This is a genomic window from Bartonella sp. AP4SXKL, assembly GCF_042195845.1.
In the GTDB taxonomy this organism is placed as follows: Bacteria; Pseudomonadota; Alphaproteobacteria; order Rhizobiales; family Rhizobiaceae; genus Bartonella.
The window spans coordinates 45,986-62,610 of sequence record NZ_JBHIPA010000009.1 but is presented as its reverse complement, the minus strand read 5'-3'; the positions used below and the strand labels follow the sequence as shown (position 1 = coordinate 62,610).

General features: G+C 36.2%; 12 protein-coding genes and 1 tRNA gene. 2 read left to right on the top strand and 11 right to left on the bottom strand.

The window, feature by feature from the left end; genetic code table 11:
- Positions 1-2,133 precede the first annotated feature (2,133 nt).
- The 4 genes from ACFIMI_RS09865 to ACFIMI_RS06050 all read right to left on the bottom strand — a co-directional run bounded on the left by ACFIMI_RS09865 (position 2,134) and on the right by ACFIMI_RS06050 (position 3,614).
- Positions 2,134-2,358, bottom strand: a complete 225-nt coding sequence (locus ACFIMI_RS09865; RefSeq protein WP_375638426.1) for a hypothetical protein — start codon at positions 2,356-2,358, stop codon at positions 2,134-2,136.
- Positions 2,359-2,582: 224 nt separating this feature from the next.
- Positions 2,583-2,687 carry a hypothetical protein gene (locus ACFIMI_RS06060; protein ID WP_375613508.1) on the bottom strand — a complete coding sequence of 35 codons (105 nt, stop codon included), beginning with the start codon at positions 2,685-2,687 and terminating at the stop codon, positions 2,583-2,585.
- A 152-nt stretch (positions 2,688-2,839) separates the two neighbouring features.
- Positions 2,840-3,007 carry a hypothetical protein gene (locus ACFIMI_RS06055; protein WP_375629647.1) on the bottom strand — a complete coding sequence of 56 codons (168 nt, stop codon included), beginning with the start codon at positions 3,005-3,007 and terminating at the stop codon, positions 2,840-2,842.
- Positions 3,008-3,537: 530 nt separating this feature from the next.
- Positions 3,538-3,614: transfer RNA gene (locus ACFIMI_RS06050), tRNA-Arg, on the bottom strand.
- 263 nt (positions 3,615-3,877) lie between these two features.
- Between ACFIMI_RS06050 and ACFIMI_RS06045 the strand changes: the two genes are divergently transcribed.
- Both ACFIMI_RS06045 and ACFIMI_RS06040 read left to right on the top strand, forming a co-directional pair.
- On the top strand, positions 3,878-4,651 hold the full coding sequence (locus ACFIMI_RS06045; RefSeq protein WP_375612145.1) for an NAD kinase: 774 nt from the start codon (positions 3,878-3,880) through the stop codon (positions 4,649-4,651).
- Between the two features lie 145 nt (positions 4,652-4,796).
- Positions 4,797-6,200, top strand: a complete 1,404-nt coding sequence (locus ACFIMI_RS06040) for a DEAD/DEAH box helicase (protein WP_375620798.1) — start codon at positions 4,797-4,799, stop codon at positions 6,198-6,200.
- 59 nt (positions 6,201-6,259) lie between these two features.
- On the opposite strand, the gene gltX is transcribed toward ACFIMI_RS06040, so the two are convergent.
- The 7 genes from gltX to ACFIMI_RS06005 form a co-directional block, all read right to left on the bottom strand.
- Positions 6,260-7,633: a glutamate--tRNA ligase gene (gene gltX, locus ACFIMI_RS06035; RefSeq protein WP_273790689.1), complete on the bottom strand. Its 1,374-nt coding sequence runs from the start codon at positions 7,631-7,633 to the stop codon at positions 6,260-6,262.
- A 10-nt stretch (positions 7,634-7,643) separates the two neighbouring features.
- Entirely contained in the window at positions 7,644-9,305 is a 1,662-nt protein-coding gene (locus ACFIMI_RS06030) for an NAD+ synthase (protein ID WP_375629641.1), read from the bottom strand.
- 119 nt (positions 9,306-9,424) lie between these two features.
- The gene (locus tag ACFIMI_RS06025; RefSeq protein ID WP_375620795.1) at positions 9,425-10,804 is read right to left on the bottom strand and encodes a class II 3-deoxy-7-phosphoheptulonate synthase; all 1,380 of its coding nucleotides are present in this window, start codon (positions 10,802-10,804) and stop codon (positions 9,425-9,427) included.
- Between the two features lie 68 nt (positions 10,805-10,872).
- Positions 10,873-12,264: a glutathione-disulfide reductase gene (gene gor, locus ACFIMI_RS06020; RefSeq protein ID WP_375692344.1), complete on the bottom strand. Its 1,392-nt coding sequence runs from the start codon at positions 12,262-12,264 to the stop codon at positions 10,873-10,875.
- Between the two features lie 203 nt (positions 12,265-12,467).
- Positions 12,468-13,037 (bottom strand): DUF2059 domain-containing protein, encoded by a 570-nt coding sequence (locus tag ACFIMI_RS06015; RefSeq protein WP_375612140.1) that lies wholly within the window; start codon positions 13,035-13,037, stop codon positions 12,468-12,470.
- 106 nt (positions 13,038-13,143) lie between these two features.
- Entirely contained in the window at positions 13,144-13,848 is a 705-nt protein-coding gene (rpiA, locus tag ACFIMI_RS06010) for a ribose-5-phosphate isomerase RpiA (RefSeq protein ID WP_375613478.1), read from the bottom strand.
- A 482-nt stretch (positions 13,849-14,330) separates the two neighbouring features.
- Complete coding sequence (locus ACFIMI_RS06005) at positions 14,331-16,589, bottom strand: ComEC/Rec2 family competence protein (RefSeq protein ID WP_375613477.1); 2,259 nt, start codon at positions 16,587-16,589, stop codon at positions 14,331-14,333.
- Between the last annotated feature and the right edge of the window lie 36 nt (positions 16,590-16,625).

Genomic DNA, 16,625 nt, shown 5'->3' with positions numbered 1-16,625 from the left:
AGTTGTAGATCTTGTAAGTGCTGAGAATTGATAGGGATCAATTACCATACAGGCAGCAGCTAAAATACCAGTACTAATCGAAACTCCAACATCAACTTACTGATAACCTTTGATAATTGCGTCATTATAAAGAATTTGTACTTCACAATCTGGTAGTTGATAACATGCTGAATAATTATCTACCTCTTTAATTTTTTCAACAAACCAATCAAGATTTTTGAAGAACACTGTTGCACTCTCCATGATTAAAAAATTCTTTGCTCTACCTCAAAAGAGGTTGTATCCATATCAAAAGTCAAAAGACAAGCAGATTTTTGCAAACAAAAGTGATAACGCCGTGTAAGAGAAGAATCTTATCAATAAGGTCTTTGGTGATTTCTTTTACAACGTCTAAACGAGATGGAATCTTATTCATAAAAAATATAATAAAGTCAATAGTTTGTATGCAATTATTTTATATGAATCCCATTTAAAATCTACACTTTTATACGTGATTTAATTAACCATTTTTCATAAACAATTACCATGTATGGATAGACCATAAAACGCATGTAAACATTCAAATGAAGTGAACGCAGCTATCATTCATAACAGTTCATAAATTTTATGATACGTTTGTATCACACACAAATCGCATTATTAAAAACGTAATCGTTTGAAATTATCGATAACATAAATTGCATGCGTTTAAAAAATGGTATGGGGTTTACTCTTTTTTTGAGCTAAACCTTAAAAGAAATAATCATTTGAAACTATCATAGAATAGGTTTTAATTCATTAAGGGCACATAAAAGGATTTAAAGACAAGTCGATTTTAAAGCGCCGCTTACTAAAAAGTTAGTCAATAATAAGCAGACATTATATAGATACTATCATCACAACAGGTAATGAAATTGATAATGTTATGTCGTAGAAATCAAAAGATTTTTAATGATATAACGCAGGCAAACAAGCAAAAAACGTTTTAAAAGTTACAGTTTAAAAATACGAAACCAAATGAAGTCCCCTAAAATTTGAGGATACTTATTAAGACAAAGATAAGTAGATAAATTTCAAAAGGATTGCAATCATATTACAAAGGCATGGTGTTTTACTCAATTTTGAGTCAAAAGCGACAATGTTTAAAGAATGCTCTATTCTAAAGTTAACGAACTCGAATTTGAGCTGGTTAATTTTGCCAGCCCAAATATAGAGCGGCTTATTTGAAAAGAAGTTATGTTTAAATGCAAAGTGAAAATACGCTTATGAGAACCTCACTAAATGAACGTTTAAACGTTTAGAGACATAAAATGATATCTCTATAAATACGTTTGAAACCTAGATTTATAACAGTTTAAAAGCCTTAGATTTTATAAAAAGCGGTTGTTTATTGTCTTATGAAAAGCTGCTTTTAAAAACCAATGTTCGTAAATGTAAACAACGGGTTTTGTTACAAATATTTACTTAATACGCATTTTCTCTTGATTGTCTTGATATGAACCTACCAAGCGTTGAGACATTTTGATAATGTACTTTGTGTCAAATGACCACTTCAAAAATGCGAGCGTTATTCTTAATACGCTTTATAGCCATACATAAAGTGTTTATAGGTTCTGTAATTCAAATGAGTGATTAAAGATCATATCTGTCATTTACGTTCCTTTTGATCAGTTTTAATCAATAGAATAGAGCGTTTGCAATATGATACGTTTTGTATACATGCATTCATTATTGACTTCTTTTGTATGATCTGTAGTACCTCTATTTAAAAGCAGCGTCATATCAATTGGCACAGCTTTCTTTTATGATGCGTTTATAACCATCAAAGAAGCACCCTCCACGTCTGTCATTTATTCTGTTTATCAATCTTGATAACATCATCACTTTCATAAACCTCTCAATTTATGGGAACCGAATATAAATCGCTATGTCTTTTTATTCTTGCATTGCCATATACATTACTTCTAATCACGATATAATCAGGAGATCTTGGCATAGCCATAAACAGAGCCGTAGACCTTAGTATGACACCCCACGCTAGCATTGCCGTAAACCTTGCCTAACAACCGCATGATCATAAACCGCGGCATTGCTATGAATACGTGCACTACCGGATAATTTTGCATTCCCATAAACCCGCGCTTAATGATAAACTCAAACGTTATAAGAAAGATGAGCATTGTCATAAACATGAACACCAAAATACACATGGGTTTTATCACATATAAGGGTATTGCCATACACATAGCCACCAATGGCAGCATTGCCATAGCCCCTTATATTTTCATAAACACAACCAGATTTTACAACACAGACATTATCAGCAACCCAGCAATTACCATCATGAGAGAGATTGCTTTCATTTTCAATAAAAGCCATCCAGATCGCCTTTTTTTACATCACCAAAATCGTTTAAAGCACGAATGCGATAATATATATATATATATATATATATATATATATGACCAGTCACGAAATCCATTTGATTGATCTATTCATATTTTGGATGGTTTTTTCTGATTAACAGGAGCGGTTTCATTTGCAATGAAAGAAATAACGGAGGTGTTTTTTGATATAGTTATCATAATTAAACCTGTATGTTTTTAAAAGTTTTGAACAGACATTAAGCCAGCTCCAAACCAAATGTTTGTTGCATCAAGCGCTCTGTTCAAACTAATAATAACATATTCATTACCTAGTAGTAGAATACCAACTCCTACACCTGCATAAAGCGAAGCAATAATCCGCCCATATGGCTATGCTGTATGACTATAATAGAACCCAAAACCATCATTGCTACACTCGCAACACCAGCAGCAAAACGGATCAAAAGGACTAAGTGTTAACGCCATGAAAATAATTAAGTGCACTCATCACTATAGCTGCACAAGATAGTATGCGAGGAGCAAGAAATATAATCCCAATTACTGCCAAACGTAAAGAACATACTCCCAACTAAATAACCACCATAATTAGTGTTCGGTATATAAGAAAGTTGATTAAAGCTAAACAATCCTTCATCCAACATAACTGGCAGTATTGGTGTATAGAGAAATCACCAGATACCCATATCAAAACCATATCGAATACAGCATTTTGAAACAATTCAAATCTTGACGGTTGTTTTTTCCCCCTTATTATTCCTTTAACTGGTGATATTCCTCATCTGCGTTCCATATCACCATAACAGCCTTTAACTCCAAAAATAGAATAAAAGCAAATTTAGCTATCTATTTTAATGCTCAAAACAATATATTTAGCGATCTACTATCAACATCGCCAGATCAGTTGTACAATAACATATTGAATTAAATGTACTTTTTAAATGTTTATAGTTAAATTGAAAGCATATTTAGATAACCTTGCTTTTTTATCTCGATATTCAAAATGACTAACCGAAAAATTATATACGCAGCCGTAAATTTTACTTCTCTTAAAATCATTTGCTTATTCGCTGCAAAACTTAATAAACAACTCAAATAACCATTTTCATAAAAGAGGAAATTGGCTTCTTTTTAGGTAATCTTGTTATTTAGGATGATATGAAGTTGAAGAATTTGGTGCACCCGACAGAATTCGAATCTGTGACCTCTGCCTTCGGAGGGCAGCGCTCTATCCAGCTGAGCTACGGGTGCTTCACACTGATTATTAAAATCAGTTATGGTCTTTTAACTAATCATACTCTTAGCTTCAATGCTAAATTATCATTCTAATAAAAAAATTACTCGTTTGTAATTTATCTAACGACGCATTCCTTTTACTGTTTAATGATACTTTACCTTGAAATAACTTCTCTTTATTCAATGCTCTTTTTATTATAAAAAGAGCTTTTATTACAACTTCAAAACTCTCAAAAATAAGTTACAACATAAATTATAAGTATCAGGATAATTTTTAAATGGCTACATTACCAAGTCGCTTTCATTTTATTTCCGCAGAAACTGAGGAGGCTATCAAAGCTACCCATAAATTAATTTCCGTTTATGGTCATTCTTCTCTGGAAGAAACTGATATTGTTGTTGCAATCGGTGGTGATGGGACAATGTTACAAACCGTACGAGATGTCATGAACACAGGCAAACCTATTTATGGTATGAATCAAGGTTCTGTAGGATTTCTTATGAATGAATTTCATGAAAAAAAATTGCCCAATCGTATTGCTGCCGCACATAAAAAAGAAATCCATCCCCTGCGCATGATTGCAAAATCTGAATGTCAAGATTCTATCGAGGCGCTTGCAATTAATGAAGTATCCCTCTTTCGGCAATCTTATCAAGCGGCAAAAATTCGCATCACCATTGATAACAACGTACGCATGGAACAATTAAGTTGTGATGGTGTCCTCGTCGCTACACCAGCTGGATCAACCGCCTATAATTTATCAGCACAAGGACCTATCTTACCTCTTATGGCTCCCCTTATGGCCCTCACTCCCGTTAGCCCTTTTCGCCCTCGGCGTTGGCATGGAGCTTTGCTTCCCGATACAGTAACAGTGCGCTTTGATATGCTTGAACCTGACAAACGCCCTGTAAACGCTGCTGCAGATAATATTGAAGTTAAATCTGTCCATTCAGTTACTATTTCAATGGCAACAGAAGTAACAGCTTCAATCCTTTTTGACTCAAATCATTCATGGGATGAGCGCATTTTATCAGAACAATTTCGCTATTAATGATTGTATTATGCGTTTTATATGTATATGATTGTTATAGTTAGTTTTTTTGTGAAAACATCTTAACACTTTTAAAGAGTGTAGAATATTGGTTATAATCATCATTAGATAGCGCAGTTAAAATCACAGAGCAGTTGATAAAAAAATGATACCATCTTTAAACAGTTTTGATGATTTAGGTCTTTCCGCAAAGGTTATTAATGCGGTGAAATCAGCGGGGTATACAGCTCCGACACCTATTCAAAGTGAAACAATTCCGCATGTCCTTCAAAGAAAAGACGTTTTAGGAATCGCCCAAACGGGAACAGGTAAAACCGCCTCTTTCGTATTGCCTATGCTCACTCTCCTTGAAAAAGGTCGTGCAAGAGCACGAATGCCCCGTACGCTTATCTTAGAACCAACAAGAGAAATTGCAGCTCAAGTTGAAGAAAATTTCGATAAATACGGCATAAATCATCGTTTAAATGTTGCTCTTTTGATTGGTGGGGTATCTTTTGAACTCCAAGATCGCAAACTTGAACGGGGAGCTGATGTTCTTATAGCAACACCAGGGCGCCTTCTTGATCATTGCGAGCGCGGTAAACTGCTCCTGATGGGCGTTGAAATCCTTGTGATTGATGAAGCTGATCGCATGTTGGATATGGGCTTTATTCCTGATATTGAACGCATCTGTAAACTAACCCCTTTTACGCGTCAAACTTTGTTCTTTTCTGCAACAATGGCGCCAGAAATTACAAAGCTAACGAAACAATTTTTACATTCTCCTGTATCTGTTGAAGTTACAAAAGCTTCCTCAACAGCTACCACAATTACACAACGGCTTGTCAAATCTGGAAATAAATCATGGGATAAAAGAGCGGTTTTACGAGAGCTTATCCAAAATGAAGGTGCAGAGCTTCAAAATGCAATCATTTTCTGTAATCGAAAGAGAGATATCTCTGAACTTTTTAGATCGCTTATCAAACATAACTTTAATGTAGGGGCACTTCATGGAGATATGGACCAATATTCGCGCATGAACACCCTAGCTGATTTTAAAAATAATAAACTTACACTTCTTGTTGCTTCTGATGTTGCTGCCCGTGGACTCGATATTCCAGCTGTAAGTCATGTATTTAACTATGATGTTCCTACACATGCTGAAGACTATATCCATCGAATTGGTCGTACAGGGCGTGCAAATCGTAGCGGAAAAGCCTTTACAATCGTTACAAAAGCTGATCAAAAATATATCAATGCCATCGAGGAAATGAGTAATGAAAAAATTGAATGGCTCAATGGAGATCTCTCAACTTTAATAGCCGATGATCAAACAGAAGATATTGTTGTAAAGAAAAAATCTTCAAAACCATCAAAGAAAACTGCTCCAAAAGAGACTGTTGCTCACACTAAAAAATCTGTAGAAGAGAATAAAACAGAATATATCAAAAATGCAAATAATAAGGAGAAGCCATCTGAGCAACAACGCTCACGAAAAAATAAGAATTACACACCTATTGGATTTGGTGATGATATTCCTGCTTTCATGCTTATAAAAACGTGTAAATAAACCCGTTCTCTACTCTCTTTTAGAGTGAAATGAACGAAATACTTTTAAAAAATCCGCTCTTATTTCCTAGAGAGCCTTTCCGTTACCTTTTCACGCCCTAAAAGCTGCAAAATTTTTCCCATTTCAGGTCCATGATCCATGCCCGTAAGTGCCTGACGTAATGGCATAAATAAAGCTTTTCCTTTTCGACCTGTTTTTTCTTTTAATGCTGTTGTCCAAATTTTCCAACTTTCCTCATTCAAAGCACCTTCAGGTAAGAAATCGAGTGATTGGTGCACAAAAGCACGATCCTCTAGTGCTACTGTATCAAAATTCTGTTCATCATGAATGATTTTCCACCAAAAAACAGCATCATTGACTTTATTAATATTGCTTCTTATCGCGTTCCAGAAATATTCCGCCTTATCTCCCTCAATAGAAAGTTTTTTAAGGCGCATTTTTACTTCCTCATAGGTTAACTCATGGACAAGATGACTATTCAAAGCAAGAAGATCAGCAATATCAAATTTTGCAACGGATCTTGACGTATCTTGGAGATTAAAATGCTCTAAAAGCGCAGCTTGATTGGGATAGGGATGCACATTTTGCGATGTCCCAATCAAAACGGCAAGGCATTGAACAGCTATAGATTCAAATCCTTCTTCCCGTAGAGAACGAATAGAAAGATCATTATTACGTTTTGAAAATCCTTTTCCTAAAACTGTCGCCAATAAATTGGTATGAGCAAAAACCGGTAATTCTGCATTAAGAGCTTTAAAAAGAGCAATTTGAGCGCCTGTATTTGTAATATGATCATCCCCACGAATAATATGCGTAATAGCCATATCTACATCATCAACAATAGACGGCAATGTATAAAGATAGGTTCCATCTTCACGAATAAGAACAGGATCTGAAAGAGAAGCTAAATCAATCGTCTGCTTTCCCTTTATTGCATCATTCCAGCAAACTTCTGTTCGCTTTGTGTGTAAAGGATCACTTTCAAAATTAGGAAGAAGAAAACGCCAATGGGGTTTACGACCTTGTGATTCAAAGTTTTTTCTCTCTTCTGTTGTCAACTTCAATGCTGCACGGTCATAAACAGGAGGCAATTTGCGTGAAAGCTGGATTTTACGACGCCGCTCTAATTCCTCTGTTGTCTCATAACAAGGATAAAGAAGGCCACGTTGTTTGAGAATTTCTGCCACTTCATCATATCGATTAAATCGCTTGGATTGGTAATAAATTGCATCTGGTTGAATACCAAGCCATTCAAGGTCAACAGCAATAGCATCGATATATTCTTGTTTAGAACGTTCAATATCTGTATCATCATAGCGTAAAATAAATTCTCCCTTATACGCTTGCGCATAAAGCCAGTTGAAAAGCGCAATACGGATATTGCCAATATGAATATAACCTGTTGGAGAGGGAGCAAAACGAACTTTAACCATAAAATAATACTCAATTTTTATCGCGAAAATGATTGACTATAGGATAGCGACGATCGCGTCCGAAATTTTTGTAACTGATTTTTACACCAGGCGCAGATTGACGCCTTTTATATTCGGCACCATAAAGAAGCTGTTCAACTTTCGCAACAGTTTCTCGTGAATGTCCACGTTTAACAATATCACAAATACTCATGTCATTTTCTACAAGATATTGTAATATATCATCTAAAATAGGATAAGGCGGAAGAGAATCTTCATCTTTTTGATTTTCCCGCAGCTCTGCAGAGGGTGCTTTTTCTATAATATTGGATGGAATGATCATTCCTTCTGGTCCTCTCAAATTGTGCAAGTGATTTTTATTGCGCCACTCCGCTAATGCATAAACCTGCATTTTATAAATATCTTTAAGAGGATTAAACCCGCCATTCATATCCCCATACAGTGTTGCATATCCCACAGCCATTTCTGACTTATTGCCTGTCGTTACCACCATTGAGCCGAATTTATTTGAAAGCGCCATTAAAAGTGTACCGCGTATACGACTTTGAAGATTTTCCTCTGTGACGTCAGAGGGTAACCCTGAAAAAACAGGTGCCATTGTCTTTAAAAAAGCCTCAACAGGTTGTGCAATCGGTATGATTTCATAACGACATCCCAAAAGATCAGCACATTCTTTGGCATCTTTTAATGATTCTTGCGAAGTATAATGATAGGGCATCATAATGGTGCGAACCCTCTCAGCACCAAGAGCATCCACCGCCATTGCCGTACACAGGGCTGAATCAATTCCTCCTGAAAGACCAAGAATAACATCCTTAAAGCCGTTTTTATTAACGTAATCTTTCAACCCCAAAACACAAGCTTGATAATCAGCCGCTAATCCATTGAGAAGTCTTTCATTAGGACCTGAAATACAGTGCCATCCCGTCGTTGTTTTTTGCCAATGGCTTAAAGCAATATGGCTATCAAAGTGTTTCATTTGAAATATCTTTTTGCCTTGTCCATTCAAGGCAAAAGACCCACCATCAAAAACGAGCTCATCTTGACCACCTACTTGATTAGCGTAGATAATTGGCACTCCAGATTGTAGAGCCTGTGTATGAACAACGTCTATACGTTTTAATGTTTTATTACGATAATAAGGAGATCCGTTAAGGACAAGAATAATTTCCGCTCCTTTATCTTTAAGCTCTGTACTAAGAGAGGAATCATTCCAAAGATCCTCACAAATGACTATTCCTAATTTAATTCCATGATAGACAATAGGCTGAGGACGTGGACCTGAAGAAAATAAACGCTTTTCATCAAATTCAGCATAATTAGGTAAATCAAACTTCAAACATTCGGCAATGACTCTCCCTTCATCAAGAACCATGACAGCGTTGTAAATATTACCATTGCGCCTTAATGGAAGACCAATGACAATTCCTGGTCCGCCTACGGTTATCTTTGCTAATTTCTCAACAGTCTCTTCACATGTTTTTGTAAAAGCAGGTTTTAGAACAAGATCTTCCGGCGGATAAGCACTTATAAAAAGTTCCGTGAATAAAACAAGATCAGCCCCCTCTTCTTTGGCCTTTTGATGCGCCATGACAGCTAAAGAAAAATTCCCCTCAATATCACCGACAATAGGATTTAATTGGGCAATTGATACCCGAAAATCATTTTTCATAAGCCTTTGTATCATTTCATCAGTTTAGCAACCACAACTTTATTCTTCATCATCGGAAACATCATTTTTTAAAATTCTTTTCTGCCATAATGACCTAAAAATATTAGGCAAATTTTTGCCTACCCCCCAGCAGCAATTGCTAACGATTCAGTCACGCGATTTTTTTTAAGGAGTTCAGCAACAAGAAAAGCCAATTCTAACGCTTGATCTGCATTTAACCGTGGATCACATTGCGTATGATAACGATCAGATAAATCGTCCACAGAAATGGCGTGCGCCCCTCCTGTACATTCAGTAACATCACGACCTGTCATCTCAATATGAATGCCTCCTGGATAAGTTCCCTCTCCACGATGCACTGCAAAAAAATTCTCTACTTCTTTTAAAACATAATCAAAAGGACGCGTCTTATAACCATTGGCAGTAATTGTATTGCCATGCATTGGATCACATGACCATATAACCGCACGCTTCTCGCGTTCAACAGCACGGATGAGTTTAGGCAGATAACTTTCAACTTTATCATAACCAAAGCGCGTAATGAGAGTAAGCCGCCCCAACTCGTTTTCAGGATTTAAAATATCAATTAATTTTAAAAGCTCATCAGGCTCAATGGAAGGACCACATTTTAATCCTATAGGATTCTTAATGCCGCGACAATATTCAACGTGAGCATGGTCAATCTGACGCGTACGGTCACCAATCCATAACATATGACCAGATGTTGCATACCAATTTCCTGAAGTTGAATCAATCCGAGTCAAAGCCTCTTCATAACCAAGCAACAGTGCTTCATGACTGGTATAAAAAGATGTTTCACGCAATGAAGAATGTGTTTTGGATGTAATCCCTATAGAACGCATAAAATCAATTGCTTCAGAAATACGCTCTGCCAATAATTCATAACGTTCTCCCTGCGGACTGTTAGAAACAAAACTCAACATCCATGTGTGAACATTTTCTAAATTAGCATAGCCACCTTGTGAAAAAGCACGCAATAGATTAAGTGTTGCCGCAGATTGGCGATAAGCCATAGACATCCGTTGCGGATCTGGAATACGAGAACCGGCTTCAAATTCAATGCCATTAATAATATCCCCACGATAAGCAGGAAATTCAACTCCCTCTTTTCTTTCAATATCAAAAGAGCGAGGCTTTGCAAATTGACCAGCAATACGACCAATTTTAACAACCGGTTTAGAACTACCAAAGGTCAAAACAATCGCCATTTGCAAAAATACACGAAAAAAATCACGAATATTATCAGCTTCATGTTCTGCAAAGCTTTCGGCACAATCACCACCTTGCAATAAAAAAGCTTGGCCTTTCGCAACGGCTGCTAATTCATTTTTTAAATCACGTGCTTCACCGGCAAAAACTAAAGGAGGATACCTTCTCAGTTTTCGCTCAACATCTTCTAACATAGACTTATCCGGATAAGTCGGAACTTGTTTAATTGGCCTTGTTCTCCAAGTGTCAGGCGCCCATTCTTTTATCATTACACTCTCTCTAAAGATTAATCTTACAGATTAGCATATCAAAAGCTTTTTACCGCAATATATGCTGTTTAACTTTCTATTTTCTTCCCATTTTCATATATATAACTTGGTTTATACATCGTTACCAATTCTTCTGCCATCGTTGGATGCACTGCCATCGTCTCATCAAAGATATCCTTCGTCAGCTTACCCTTGAGAGATATCCCTATAAGCTGAGCCATCTCACCAGCATTTTCCCCTAAAATATGAGCGCCCACAACAATACGGCTTTCACCATCAACAATGAGTTTCATAAGCATTTTCTCTGAACTACCAGAAAGAACATTACGCATAGGACGAAAAACTGTACGATAAATTTCAAGACGCTTATAACGCTTTACCGCCTCCTCTTCTGAAAGACCAACCGTTCCAATCTCTGGCTGTGAAAAAACTGCTGTTGTAATTAAATCATAATCAGGTGTTGTTGGAATATTTTCAAATGCTGTCTTAACAAAACACATTGCATCATGAATCGCAACGGGTGTTAATTGAATATGACCTGTTACATCACCAACAGCCCAAATATGGGGGATATTTGTTGTCATTTTCTCATCAACAACAACTGCACCAAATTCATTCACCTTAACACCTGCCCGCTCAAGTCTTAAACCCGTTGTATTTGGTACACGCCCCGTAGCCAACATAATCTGATCGGCTCTGATTATTTTCCCATTTGATAAAACAACTTCATAACAATTTTCTGCAGCCTGCACTTTAGAAATTGTTATGCCATAAAGAATAGAAATCCCTTTTTCAATCATTGCATCGCTGAGCAATTGCCGCAAATCATGATCAAAATTACGAAGGATTAAATCACCACGATGAAGGAGTGTTGTTTTTACACCTAATTCATGAAAAATATTAGCAAATTCAACACCAATATACCCTCCACCAACAATCACTATTGATTTTGGGAGTTGATTAAGGTCAAAAATCTCATTAGAAGTAAGGCAAAATTCACCGCCTTCTATGGACGTATTTGGTGCAAGTTTTGCCCCTGTTGCAATCAAAATTTTTTCTGCACTTACCCGCTCACCCGTGGCAGAAAGCTCTAATGTGTGATCATCTATAAAAGTAGCACGACTTTCATAAATATGCACATTGTTATTTTCTAATCCCTTACGATACACCCCTTCTAACCTTGATATTTCTTTATTTTTAGCTGCAACCAACTTTTCCCAGCTAAAAATTGGATCCGCATATTCCCACCCAAAACCAACACTTTTCTTAAATTCTTTTACATATTGTGATGCATAAACATAAAGTTTTTTGGGAACGCAACCACGAATAACACAAGTGCCCCCTATACGATATTCCTCTGCTATAGCGACCCGCTTGCCAAGACCTCCAGCAAGCCGTGCTGCACGCACTCCACCAGAACCACTTCCAATAACAAATAAATCAAAGTCAAAAGAGCCCACGAATTATTCCTTCTTATACATCTGCAAGAGTAGGCTAAGATCTTTTATTATCAAATGAAAGTCTTTTTTTCTTTTGAAGAAGCCTTTTTTATAAAGCAGTATTCTAAAAAGACTTATTCTCATTAAAATATTTAAAACGGCGGGAAAACCGCCGCTATAAAAAAAATCAGAAATTGCCCATTGTTGTCATGATATCGATCAAGCTATTTTTTATTTTCTGAAGATTCTGATTTTATAGGCATATTTGTAGGCATAGTAGAATTATTCAAATTAAGTGTTTCAGACATCTCTTTTTTCACATTTTCTACAAGATCCCGCATAAGAGCAGTACGCCATATATCAAATGCTGAATAAGAATCACGTGCAATATTGGGGACTTCTGTCAAAAACTTTTTACCGGTATCAGAATTATAAAATGTTGTTATCGCATCAAGCTCTTTTTGAGTAAAATATTTTGCATATACATGAGCAATCTCTTTTTCTAGATCAGAGCGCCTTTTAATTAAAGCAAGCGCCTGCTTATCAACAATATCAGAAATAGCTGTTGCCAAATTCGGATCATCGCTAATCAGTTCATTTTTGAAATCATGGACCGCATTTGGTAAAAAGCTATCAAATTGATCCGTTGCATGAATAGCTCTGATTGCCTTTCGCGCTGAATCTAAATGTTGATCACTCACACCTTGTGCATAAGCCATGCCAACATTCACAACAAAAATAGCAATTGCACTAAAATATACGACAAAACGCTGAAAAGAAAATATTATTTTCATTTAATGATTACCCCGATCGCTAATTATAATTTTAATTCGTTATTCTACCTAAAATCTTTAAGACCCTTTTTTACTGTGCTAACATATCATCATGTAAATGCCTTTTCTAAAAATCAAACGGTTCTAAAACTTTTATTTGACCATCAGCCATAGCGACAATTGCACGTGAAGCCAACCCCAAAAAAAGGCCATGCTCAACAACACCAGGAATAGCAAGAAGTGCATCCGATAATGGTTTTGGTTGCAAAATGCAGCCCCAAAATGCATCAAGAATAAAATGGCCACCATCTGTTTCAAAAGGATTTTTTCCATTCATTCGCAATGCAATTTTTCCAGAAAGCCCTAAATCATCAGCGACTTTTTCAATGGCTCTGCATGTTGTGTGGATACCAAATGGATTAACTTCAATTGGTAGTGCAAAAGCACCAAGTCTTTTTACCACCTTTGTTTCATCCGCAATGACAAGCATTGCACGAGATGCCGACGCTACAATTTTTTCATACAACAATGCTCCCCCTCCCCCTTTAATGAGCATCATCTCAGGACCAATTTCATCTGCTCCGTCAATATCAAGATCCAGCTCAGGTATTTGTTCTAAAGTGCTAACAGGCACTCCAAACTTATGACAGAGTTGTTCAGAATATTTTGAAGTAGCAACACCAGTCACCCGCAAACCATCCGCAACACGCTCACCTAGAAGATGAATAAATTCATTGACTGTCGAACCAGATCCGATACCAAGCCGCATACCATCTTCAACAAACTCAAGCGCTTTAATAGCTGCCATTTTTTTTAACTGCTGAACATTCATGAATGACTTTGCCTTCTATCCGTATAAGCAGCATTTATCACCCCTATTACCACCGATAATAATGATAATAAAAGATAACCTCTTGACGCAATCTATTTAAATTGACCATCATCTCTTGCTTGAAGAGATGTTACTCGTTATAGAAATATATGATAAGAATAAAATAGAATAATCAACAATTATCTTTTTTATTTCTTTGAGAATATTTGTTAGCATTTTTCTCATTCAATAAGAATTTTTGATTTATTTTGTGCTATCAATAGGATGCACAAAGATGCACATATCAATTTTTTTGAAAAAATTAAAATGATCAGATATAAAAAATCATCTATTTCTAGAAAACTGTAGATTATTATCTCGTTTCAATGACGTTGATAAACTTACGAATTTAAATACCGTAAAATATTATGAGAAAAGTCTTCTGTTATTTTTTGTTTTGTCATTATCCAAATGTGAAGCAAAATATGACTGATTATATGTTTTTATGAATGCTGTCTGTGCATATTCCATGGTCTATGAAATCCTAGCGAAGACCAAATAATATCTCCACCTTTGGTCATCATAACGCTTCCTCGTGATAACAATTGTTGAGGTATAAATACTATTTTTGCCTTCTTGTAACAAGTTGGATTATGCATCACAAATGTCTGAATGAGAATATCTGCCTCTACACATTGATCTGTTTCTCTCTGTAAAACGATCACTTTTAATCCATTATCCAATAAAGATGTACATACATGATAATCACAAATAAATTGTCCGTGTAACGAAGGACCATATTTTGTTGGTTTAATCGTTTCATTCACACGAAATGACTTTTTCCATATGGATGTCGTGAACTTAGAAATATGGTAACGATCAATATATAATTTTTTATCATGAATAACGCCCACGAGGCGCATATTATCTGCTATAATCAGTTGTACAGGTGAATGCAATACACAAATAGAAACACCTGCCAAAATAAACAAACTAAAAAAGAGCCGGATGGGTGTTTTGCAAAAAGTCAGTCCAACCAAGCCTATGCTCAATAAAACTAACGCTGATAACGGCATAAAACCAGGATTCAAATCAGGAGAAATAGCCTTGATAGCATGTGCAATCTTTATTACAAGATCAACTCCAAAACCCATAATTTGAAGAGGAAGCCATTCGAATCCTCCTAACATTGCAAGAACTGCGATTAATCCAAAGGGAATGACAAAAATTGAGATGACAGGCAAAGCAAAGGCATTACTGATAATGCTCAAAGATGCCATATTAGAAAAATGATAAGCAGCATAAATTCCACTTGCACTCCCTGCAACAAAGGAAGAAGCACATGTTGAAAGAATCGATAAGAAAACAAAATTTATCACTCCCCCTCCAACATAAGAGGGAGTTGTTTTTCTTTTACGAAAAAATGATCTTCCACTCCACCAATCAAAAAAAGCGATCAAAGCAGCAGTCGCAGAAAAGGACATTTGAAAGCTAGGACCTAATATTTCATGGGGTGTCATCGCCAGAGTTATCAACCCTGCAATGGAAAAATTACGCATTGTTATAGCAGAGCGATTACACAATATAGCAACCAACATAACAGCAATCATCACAAAACTTCTTTGCGCTGATATTGCTAAGCCCGACAATAACAAATAAAAAGCTGTTATCATAAAAGCAACGATAGCAGCAAATTTTTTACTGGAATAATAGGAAGAAAAAACTGGAAAAAATGCTAAAAAACTACGGATACTCAAAAGAACTATGCCGCTTAACAACGCCATATGTAAACCTGATATTGATAAAATATGAGCTAATCCAGCTGTACGTAATGCTTCATTTGTCTCATTTGAAATACCAGCACGCTGCCCTGTTATGAGGGCAGCTGCAACACTCCCCTTTTCTCCTTCAAGGGCTATACGGATTCTTTGTGTCATCTTCGTGCGTAAATTTTCAATTTTCTGTAGAATGATAGCGAATATTCCATCAGGCTGCGAAACGGATATTTTTCTTGGTTTTCCTAAATAAACGCCTTGTGCTCCAATTCTTTTAAAATAATTATGAAAACTAAAATCGTAGCCTCCTGGACGCACCGGCCCAGAGAATGCACGAATCTTAACTTTTCCATGCAATCCATCACCAATCGCTAAGCCAGATGGCAAATATCTTGCCGATAAACGAACACGATGAAGACTATGGCGTAATACGGGATTTTCTGTATTCAAAATATCCAAAACTAAACGAAATCCTCCTTTGGCACCTGACTCAATAGAAACAATTCTTCCCGTCAATGTAGTGACAATGTCACTGCTTAGCATGGGTGTTGCAATACGCCACGTTTCTATTTTTGCCGCTAAAGCACCCAATATAATACAAAACAGAAACCCCACGGGAATCGATATTTTTCGATAAAAACGTGCTACATAGAATATTCCCAGAAAAATACTGACCAACGCCCCCAATTGTCCCCAACTTGGTTCCCACTCTAAATGAAAATAGAAAATGATTCCTAGGGCAAAAAAGACTAAAATCAGCGAAAAAAGGATACCAAAAGAAACTTCTTTATTAATACAATCTTCTAACCATTTGCGAAAAAAAATGATTACTTCTTTTAAGAGTGTCAATAAAAAAAGTTTTTGTTGATTATAGCTACTGTTCTTTGCATCATCATACCTAGAAAAAACACTCTGCCCTATCTGACATGGCTTTTTTCTTTCTGTAACAGATTTTTCGGATAAACCCTCTTTACTTTTATAAAACATCAGTCCCCCACTTTAACTCGCAATACGGCTATTGCA